The sequence below is a fragment of the Acinetobacter sp. B51(2017) genome (genome assembly GCF_003711395.1).
Lineage (GTDB): Bacteria > Pseudomonadota > Gammaproteobacteria > Pseudomonadales > Moraxellaceae > Acinetobacter.
On the sequence record NZ_PJRJ01000053.1, the window covers coordinates 1 to 8905 of the forward strand.

General features: G+C 45.0%; 6 protein-coding genes and 3 pseudogenes. 6 read left to right on the plus strand and 3 right to left on the minus strand.

What is annotated here, in order from left to right:
- Positions 1-122: pseudogene (locus CYK47_RS14530) on the plus strand (IS3 family transposase); the annotation flags it as partial.
- Between the two features lie 412 nt (positions 123-534).
- On the opposite strand, the gene CYK47_RS14535 reads toward CYK47_RS14530, so the two are convergent.
- Positions 535-1698, minus strand: coding sequence for a zinc-dependent alcohol dehydrogenase (locus tag CYK47_RS14535; protein ID WP_122902507.1), 1164 nt, complete (start codon positions 1696-1698; stop codon positions 535-537).
- 138 nt (positions 1699-1836) lie between these two features.
- Positions 1837-2916, minus strand: coding sequence for a transcriptional regulator (locus tag CYK47_RS14540; RefSeq protein ID WP_502697062.1), 1080 nt, complete (start codon positions 2914-2916; stop codon positions 1837-1839).
- Positions 2917-3291: 375 nt separating this feature from the next.
- On the opposite strand from CYK47_RS14540, the gene CYK47_RS14545 reads away from it, so the two are divergent.
- The 5 genes and pseudogenes from CYK47_RS14545 to CYK47_RS14565 form a co-directional block, all read left to right on the plus strand.
- On the plus strand, positions 3292-4254 hold the full coding sequence (locus CYK47_RS14545) for a thiamine pyrophosphate-dependent dehydrogenase E1 component subunit alpha (RefSeq protein ID WP_122902509.1): 963 nt from the start codon (positions 3292-3294) through the stop codon (positions 4252-4254).
- A gap of 14 nt (positions 4255-4268) precedes the next feature.
- Complete coding sequence (locus tag CYK47_RS14550) at positions 4269-5288, plus strand: alpha-ketoacid dehydrogenase subunit beta (RefSeq protein ID WP_122902510.1); 1020 nt, start codon at positions 4269-4271, stop codon at positions 5286-5288.
- A gap of 3 nt (positions 5289-5291) precedes the next feature.
- On the plus strand, positions 5292-6815 hold the full coding sequence (locus tag CYK47_RS14555) for a dihydrolipoamide acetyltransferase family protein (protein WP_122902511.1): 1524 nt from the start codon (positions 5292-5294) through the stop codon (positions 6813-6815).
- 9 nt (positions 6816-6824) lie between these two features.
- Positions 6825-8216 carry a dihydrolipoyl dehydrogenase gene (gene lpdA / locus CYK47_RS14560; protein WP_122902512.1) on the plus strand — a complete coding sequence of 464 codons (1392 nt, stop codon included), beginning with the start codon at positions 6825-6827 and terminating at the stop codon, positions 8214-8216.
- Between the two features lie 12 nt (positions 8217-8228).
- Positions 8229-8798: pseudogene (locus tag CYK47_RS14565) on the plus strand (SDR family NAD(P)-dependent oxidoreductase); the annotation flags it as partial.
- Here the strand turns inward: CYK47_RS14565 and CYK47_RS14570 are convergent.
- Positions 8784-8905 (minus strand): annotated as a pseudogene (locus tag CYK47_RS14570) (IS3 family transposase); the annotation flags it as partial. The pseudogenes CYK47_RS14565 and CYK47_RS14570 overlap by 15 nt on opposite strands.

Below are 8905 nucleotides of genomic sequence, written 5' to 3' on the forward strand. Positions count from 1 at the left end.
ATATTGAGATTTATTACAATCGGGTCAGAAGGCATTCCGCAAACGGCTGGTTAAGCCCAGAAGCCTTTGAACAGAAATATTTTAAGAATTTAGAGGGATTTGTTGTCCACGATACTGTCTAGGATCATATAGACCTTCGGGTCTATAACTGTTTTTAATATTTCTCGTATTTCTCGTATTTCTCGTATTTCTCGTATTTCTCGTATTTCTCGTATTTCTCGTATTTCTCGTAAACGCATCAGCTCGGGGGTATTAATTTGATGGTGGATGCACTGAACCGATCTAAGGTTGAGTGTGACATAAAAATGTATCTGCTGTTTCTAAAAGGGGTGGTTTATATAGAATAACTACACAATGATTGTAAAATTCGATGTTACTGATGAAATTTTACGGTTTTACGATATGGTGGTGTTACTTCTATACTGCTCTACATCGCAAAGCTGCTTTAATTTTGCACCAGTTTCCTCAGTTTTGTCCCAGCCAATTTACCCCCTCTCGGCTGGGATTTTTTTTGCTCAGCAAAAAGCAAGGCAATCACGGCGTCAAAATAATTTTACGACAATCTTGTTCGCATTGGTCAAATATGCGATAGCCTTCACTGGCTCTCTCTAGTGGCATTTTATGCGTAATGATGACTTCAGGGTTAAGATCGCCATTTTCGATATGCTCAAGTAATGCGGGCAACAAATGATGCACATGTGTTTGTCCCATTTTAAAGCTTAAACCCTTATCAAAAGCATCACCAAATAAAAAGCCATGTATGGGTCCTGCATACACACCTGGAATGCTGACCGTGCCACCACGGCGTACAGCCGCAATGCATTGACGTAAAGCAGCGCCACTTGAACCTTCCAGTTTTAAGTTGGTCATCACAGTTTCAATAACACTGCCTTTGGCTTCAAAACCGACTGCATCAATAACGGCATCTACACCGCGATAACCTGCTGTTCTAGAGATAATAAATTCAGCAGCATCAACATGATCGAAGTTCACTGGAATTGCGCCATAAGTATGATGCGCAAAATCTAAACGGTAATCGTGATGATCCACAATAAAGATTTGCTCAGCGCCCAGCATCTTGGCACATGCAACCGACAGTAAACCCACCGGGCCTGCGCCATATACCGCCACACTCGAACTGGCTTTCACCTGTGCATTGCTCACCGCTTGCCAGGCTGTGGGTAAGATATCAGTTAAAAATAGAACTTTTTCATCTGGCAGTGAGCCCGGTACTTTAAATGGTCCGACATTGCCTTTAGGTACACGGACATACTCAGCTTGCCCACCTGCAATGCCACCGTAGAGATGGCTATAGCCAAATAAGGCGGCTCCCGGAGGAATTTGCTTTTTATTGATGATTGCACCGCGACCAGTATTGGTCTTTTCACACGCTGCAGTTAGGTCATGCTGACAAAAGAAGCAATCACCACAGGCAATCACAAAGGGAATAATGACACGATCACCTTTTTTGATTTGAGTGACTTCAGGGCCGACTTCTTCCACAACGCCCATAAACTCGTGACCAAAAATATCGCCTGCTTGGGTTGCTGGAATTTTACCACGATATAAATGTAGGTCTGAGCCACAAATTGCTGTCGCGGTAACTTTTAAAATAACATCATCTGGCGCTTGTAAAATGGGGTCAGCGACCGTTTCCACTCGCACATCCCGTGTAGAATGATAAGTTAATGCACGCATATCACCTTCCTCGCAAGAGCATAAGCCTTTAGTATAAGTAAAATGCGGGCGAGCTTTGTATGACAAATGGGTCAAAGCTGTAGCGATATGCAAGCAAAAGATACTGTCTTGTGAATAGAAAATAGATGGTAGGTTTAATTAACTTTCTAGTAAAGATTGCATATATGGATACAGGTGATGCTCAGGCGGTAACAGATCAACAATGCGTTGTAGGACATCTAGGCGCTCTGGGACACGGCTGAATAGATCTAGTAAGGCATCTAGATCATGCATTTGATCGATGAATTGGCTGAGTTTGGCATCAAAACAATGTCGCCATGCAATTAAGGTCGGACTTTCGGTTTTTGCTAGAAATGTGCCACGATATAAATTAAAGCTACTGGCAATCAGGCCCTGTTGCAGGGCATATTCTGCTTGTAAAAAATCGCATTCGATATGACAGCTTAAACGATAGGTACGATTTTCTAAACAATCAGGTAAATGGCGTCTTAATGTAGAAATCTCCGCTTTTAAGGTGTTTAGGCTCACATCACGCTCACCATAAAGTGCGTAATGTAATTGTTCCAAATTGATTCCCTGTGGATGCAGGGCTAAAATGGCCAAAATTTCAATCTGTCGAAAGCTTAAAGCCAAACGCTGCTGATTAAATACCACCTGGGCCTGACCCAAGGTATAGAGTTGTAAATGCTGCTGATAACGTAGCGCTTCAGAGAACAATTGCGCACAATGACTCGCGGCAAATACCCCAAGGGTATTATGCTGACTAGATTTCGTAGATAAATTCACAATACCATGTAAATGACCGGATAGTGGATCTAAAATGGGCGCGGCGTAACAGACCCAATCTCTGACGCTATTCATGCTATTTTCATGCGAATGCACACATTTGGCATGCCGAGAATTTAAAGCTAAACCAATTGCATTACTGCCGACTGCCTGAGTGGACCAATGCCCACCTTCAATAAAATGCACTTGTTCGGCGGCGCTTTGCATATGATGGCTGCTCCATGTGCGTAATAAGGTGCCATGTTGGTCGGTAATGCCAAGCGTCATGTTGGCTTGTTGGGCAAACGTTTTGAGTTGCTCAAAACATAATTCTAGACTTGAAAAAATACTGCTGCTCTGTGGCTCAATTGCAAATACAGGCGCACACTCTGGAGTATGCTGTGGTACTCGGTAATCAGTTTGCAAGGCATTCCAACGGCTGAAGCGCTGCATGTTTATCATCCTTTATTGTTGTTTTATCCAATCCTATGGATTATTCAGGTACAGATGCTTTCTGGCCTTTTATGAGATGTTTTAACATACTTTGCCCCCAAACACAGCGTCAACATGCGCCAATAAATAGCATTATATAAGGCTTTATGTAACATGCGTGTGTAGCTTATTCAGGCTAACTGATCAAGATTGGCAAAAGGTTGGTTTTTAATAATTAAAGAAAAAATACAAGATAAAAATATTTTAATAATAAGGGTTTATGGTTTTTTAGCTGGTTTATTTTTTTAGTCTAATAGCATTTTTTACTCAAATCTTCTTTGATAAAACACAGGCTTTTAGGAAAAAGCTTGAGTTAATCACAAAGGGATAACAACAATGACACTTAATGAAGCACAGTTGCTGCGCGCTTATCAACGTATGCGCGATATCCGTGAATTTGAAGATCGCTTACATGAAGAAAATAGCGGTGGCGATATTCCGGGTTTTATTCATTTATACAGTGGTGAAGAAGCGGTGGCCGTTGGGGTATGTGAAAACCTGACCGACCGCGACACCATCACCTCTACTCATCGTGGCCATGGGCATTGTATTGCCAAAGGCTGTGACATTCAGGCCATGATGTTAGAAATTTTTGGTAAAGATGCTGGTTTATGCCGCGGTAAGGGCGGCTCAATGCATATTGCCGATTTAGATAAAGGCATGCTCGGTGCCAATGGGATTGTCGGTGGTGGGCCACCATTGGCGATTGGTGCAGCACTGACAGCGAAAACCTTAAATACTGGCGGTGTCGGTTTATCTTTTACCGGCGACGGTGGCTCCAATCAAGGCTTAACTTTTGAAGCCATCAATATGGCTGTGGTACTAAAACTGCCTGTCATCTTTGTATTTGAAAATAATGGCTTTGGTGAAGGCACTGCACATGATTATGCGGTGGGCAGTAAAGACATTGCTGGACGTGCCGCAGGCTTTGGTCTGCCTGCTGAAAAAGTCGATGGAACTGATTTTTTTGCCGTGTATGAGGCGGCACAACGTGCCATTGAACGTGCCCGCCGTGGCGAAGGACCAAGCGTCATTGAAACGGTGACCAATCGTTTTTATGGACATTTTGAAGGTGATCCGGGCTTAATTCGTTCTAAAGAAGAAATTGAATACGTCAAACAACATCATGATCCATTAAAGATTTTTAGAGAAAAGGTCAAAGATCAAATTGATGTGGCAAAACTTGATGCTATTGATCAAGCGGCCAAAGAAAAAGTCGATGCGGCGGTGGCGCATGCCCGTGCTGCAGCTTACCCAGCACCAGAACAATTATTAACAGACGTCTATGTGTCTTACTAAAGGATGAGTAAAACATGCCAACTAAAAGTTATCGTAACGCGATTAAAGAAGCGATTGAATTAGAAATGCGCCGTGACCCAACGGTAGTGGTCATGGGAGAAGATGTTCGTGGTGGTCATGGCGGTAAAAATACCGATGACAATCAACTTGAAGGTTTTGGTGGTGTGCTAGGGGTGACCAAAGGGCTTTGGACTGAATTTGGTTCAGGTCGTGTCATTGATACACCGATTACCGAATCCGCGATTATTGGAATGGCTGCAGGTGCCGCAGCAACTGGCTTACGTCCTGTTGCGGACTTAATGTTTATGGATTTTTATGGTGTGTGTCATGACATGCTGTATAACCAAGCTGCCAAATTCCGCTATATGTTTGGGGGCAAAGCCAAAGCACCGATGGTGGTACGCGGTATGATTGGTGCAGGATTCTCTGCTGCGGCCCAACATTCGCAATCACCGTATCATGTTTTTGCCTCGGTGCCGGGTTTAAAAGTGGTGGTGCCATCAAGTCCTTATGATGTCAAAGGTTTACTCACTCAAGCCATTCGTGATGATGATCCAGTGGTGTTTTGTGAGCATAAATTACTGTATGACATTACCGGTGACGTTCCAGATGGTGATTACAGCATTCCTTTTGGTGTCGCCAATTACACCCGTGAAGGTACCGATGTCACCATTATTGCCTTAAGTTTAATGGTGCATCGCGCCAATGAAGTGGCTGATAAACTGGCCAAAGAAGGTATTTCTGTTGAAGTGGTCGATCCACGTACCATCTCGCCTTTAGATGAAGAAGGCATTTTAGAGTCAGTGGCAAGTACAGGACGTGTGGTGATTGTAGATGAATCTGCGGCACGTTGTGGCTTTGCCCATGATGTTGCGGCACTGATCGCACAAAAAGCCTTTTATGCCTTAAAAGCGCCGATTGAAATTGTCACCCCACCGCATACACCGGTGCCATTTTCGCCTGTGTTAGAACAAGCATGGCTGCCGAGTGTAGAGCGTATTGAACGCGCTGTGCGTCAAACCTTGGAGGGCTAATCGATGGCGGATATTAAAAGCCTAGAAATCCCAAAATGGGGATTGTCGATGGAAGAAGGCACCATCGCACAGTGGTTAATTCAAGAAGGTGAACGCTTTAAAAAAGGTCAAGAGGTGTGTGAAATTGAAACTACCAAGATCGTCAATGTCTTAGAAGCACCTTTTGATGGTACCTTACAAAAAATTGTGGCCCAAGTCGGCGATACGTTGGCCGTCGGTAAACCGATTGCACTATGTAGTGATGAGGCATTAAGTGCTGAAGACATTGCTACTTTTTTACAAGACAGCAATCCAAGCGCTATAGCTGCACACGATGAGCCTGTGATCAATGCACAAGCACAGCTGACTGAACCGGTTGCAGCAGCAACCCAGCAGGCAACACCTGAAACAGTGCAACAACCACTCAAAACGCAGGCCAATAACGCGATTGTGATTCCAGCTGCATTACAAGGCTATGATGAACATTATGCTGGTTTGACCACACCGCATGCCAAACGCTTGGCAGCTTTGCATCATATTAATTTAAGCCAAGTGCAGGGCAGTGGCCGTGCCGGTCGCATCAGCGTGGCAGATTTAAGCCAAGCGGTGCAAGTGGCAGGTGGGCAATGGTCAGAGCCGCGTGCAACACAGGTGGCTGATACACTGAAAAAATCCAAAGCTGATGATAGCGCGGTTTTAGCTACCCCTTTGGCACGGCGTTTGGCAAAAAAATGGGGCATTAACCTACATGATTGCCGAGCGTCGGGAAGTCGTGGACGAGTGTGTAAAGAGGATGTTGAAGCACGACGTGCACTTGAACAGGGAACTACGAGCTGTATCAGCACAGTATCAGCAGTTGCAACGCCTACTCGTCAAGTCATGAGTGGTATGCGTAAAGCCATTGCCACGCGTTTACAGCGTGCCAAGCAAGATGCACCGCATTTCCGTTTAAGCTGTGATTTGAATATGCAGGCGCTAGAACAACTGCGTCTGGAGATTAATCAATCTACGCCTGAAGTTAAACTCTCCATTAATGATTTATTGTTGAAGGCCACAGCTGCGGCATTAATGCGTGTGCCTGAGGTCAATGTGCAATACGATGCCACCAAACAAGAGATTGTTGCGTTTCAAGATGCAGATATTGCCATTGCAGTAGCATTAGATGAGGGCTTAATTACGCCAATTATTAAAGCCGCCAATCAAAAATCCTTGGCACAAATTTCCAATGAAGTGCGTGATTTAGCCACACGGGCTAAGACAGGTCAATTGAAGAGTGAGGAGTTTCAAGGTGGCAGTTTTAGCATCTCTAATTTAGGCATGCTTGGAGTATCGCGTTTTGATGCCATTATCAATCCACCGCAAGTGGCGATTTTGGCCTTAGGTGCTGTAGAGAGTCGTCCACTCGTTCAAGGGGAACAGCTTGTTGCTGCACGCTTAATGACAGCGACTTTATCTTGTGACCATCGCGTGGTGGATGGGGCATTAGGGGCGAAGTTTCTACAACAGCTCAAGCGCTTTGTTGAACAGCCTGCGTTAATTTTACTCTAAGGAGCAGCCATGAACACACAGCAGTTTGATGTGATTGTGGTGGGTGCGGGTCCGGGTGGCTATGTGGCCGCCATTCGGGCAGCACAGCTGGGGTTGCGCACCGCAATTGTGGAAGCCGAACATTTGGGCGGTATTTGTTTAAATTGGGGCTGTATTCCCACCAAAGCACTGTTACAAGGAGCAGGCTTTGCCTTGCAGTTACAGCATGCGGCCCAATTAGGCTTTGAGTTGCCGCCTGCGCAATTTAATTGGCAGACTTTGTTGCAACACAGCCGCAATGTTTCGCAGCAATTGGTACAAGGGATTGAGTATTTGTTGCAAAAAAATCAAGTCAAGATTTTTCAAGCACGGGCGAAATTTATTGGCAAAGGTAAATTACGGCTTGCAGGCGAACAGCCACAGGAGTTGAATGCTGCACATATTATCGTCGCTACTGGCGCACATGCGGCGCGTTTGCCAAATATCCCTGTCGATGGCCAACAAATTTGGGATTATAAACATGCATTAGCTGCCACCAAAGTACCCAAAAGTTTAGTGGTGGTGGGTTCAGGGGCGATTGGGGTGGAATTTGCCAGCTTATATAGTGCTTTGGGTGCACAGGTCACGCTTGTCGAAAGTGCCGCGCAAATTTTACCGCAGGAAGACCACGAAGTGGCCAGCTATATGCAACAGCAATTGCAAGCACGACAGATTAAAATTTTAACCCAGAGCCAATGCCAAACTGTGAGCTGTCATCAGGATGGGGTGAGCTGTAGCATTGACACACCACAAGGTCAGCAGCAATTACAGGTGGAAAAAGTTTTGTTGGCTGTTGGCGTACGTCCTAATACCCATGATTTAGGTTTGGATGAACTCGGGATCCAATTAGAGCGTGGTTTTATTGCCACAGATGCATGGGGTAAAACCAATGTTGCTGGTGTATATGCCATTGGCGATGTGGCAGGTGCGCCGTGTTTGGCACATAAGGCTGCGCATCAGGCTCTAACTTGTATTGAAAAAATTGCGGGATTGCAGCCAAAAGCACTCAATTTACAGCATATTCCAAGTTGTATTTATAGCTTTCCACAAGTGGCGAGTATTGGCGCGAGTGAACAACAACTTAAAGCCCAAGGTCGGGCGTATCGTGTAGGTAAAATGCCCTTTCAAGCCAATGGCAAAGCACTCAGCGCATTAAAGCCGCAAGGTTTTGTTAAAACTTTAGCAGATGCTGAAACAGGTGAACTGTTAGGTGCACATTTGGTGGGTGCAGATGTGACAGAACACATTGCGGCATTTGCCATAGCCCAAGGTTTAGAGGCCACGACTGATGCCTTGGCAGACGTTATTTTTCCACATCCTACTTATTCAGAAGCGTTGCATGAATCCATTTTGGCGACTTTGCAACGCGCGATTCATATTTAATAGGAGAACAGCATGCCACAAGGATTAAGCGGCAAAGTTGCTTTAATTACCGGTGCAGCACAAGGCATTGGCTTAGGTATAGCCAGCCGTCTTGCTCAAGAAGGGGTTCATTTAGCTTTAGTGGATCGCTCAGCAGAAAAATTAGCGCTTGCGGAACAACAGCTTGCGCAATATGGCGTCAACACAACACATTATGTCGCCAATGTTGCTGAATTAAGCGACATCCAACAAGCTATCACACATGCAGAAGCACGTTTAGGTGGCTTTGATATTATGATTAATAATGCGGGCATTGCCCAAGTGCAAGCCATTCAGGATGTGACCCCAGAAGAATTTCGCCACATTGTCGATATTAATATAGGTGGGGTGTTGTGGGGAATTCAAGCAGCAGCGCAAAAATTTATGCAGCGCGGGTATAAAGGTAAAATCATTAATGCTGCTTCCATTGCAGGGCATGAAGGTTTTGCCATGTTGGGGGTGTATTCCGCCACTAAGTTTGCGGTACGCGCATTGACCCAAGCCGCAGCGAAGGAATATGCCGCACACGGCATTACGGTTAATTTGATCCTAGACAGTATCGTGGACAACAAATCCCTCTAAATTCTTAAAATATTTCTGTTCAAAGGCTTCTGGGCTTAACCAGCCGTTTGCGGAATGCCTTCTGACCCGATTGTAATAAATCTCAATAT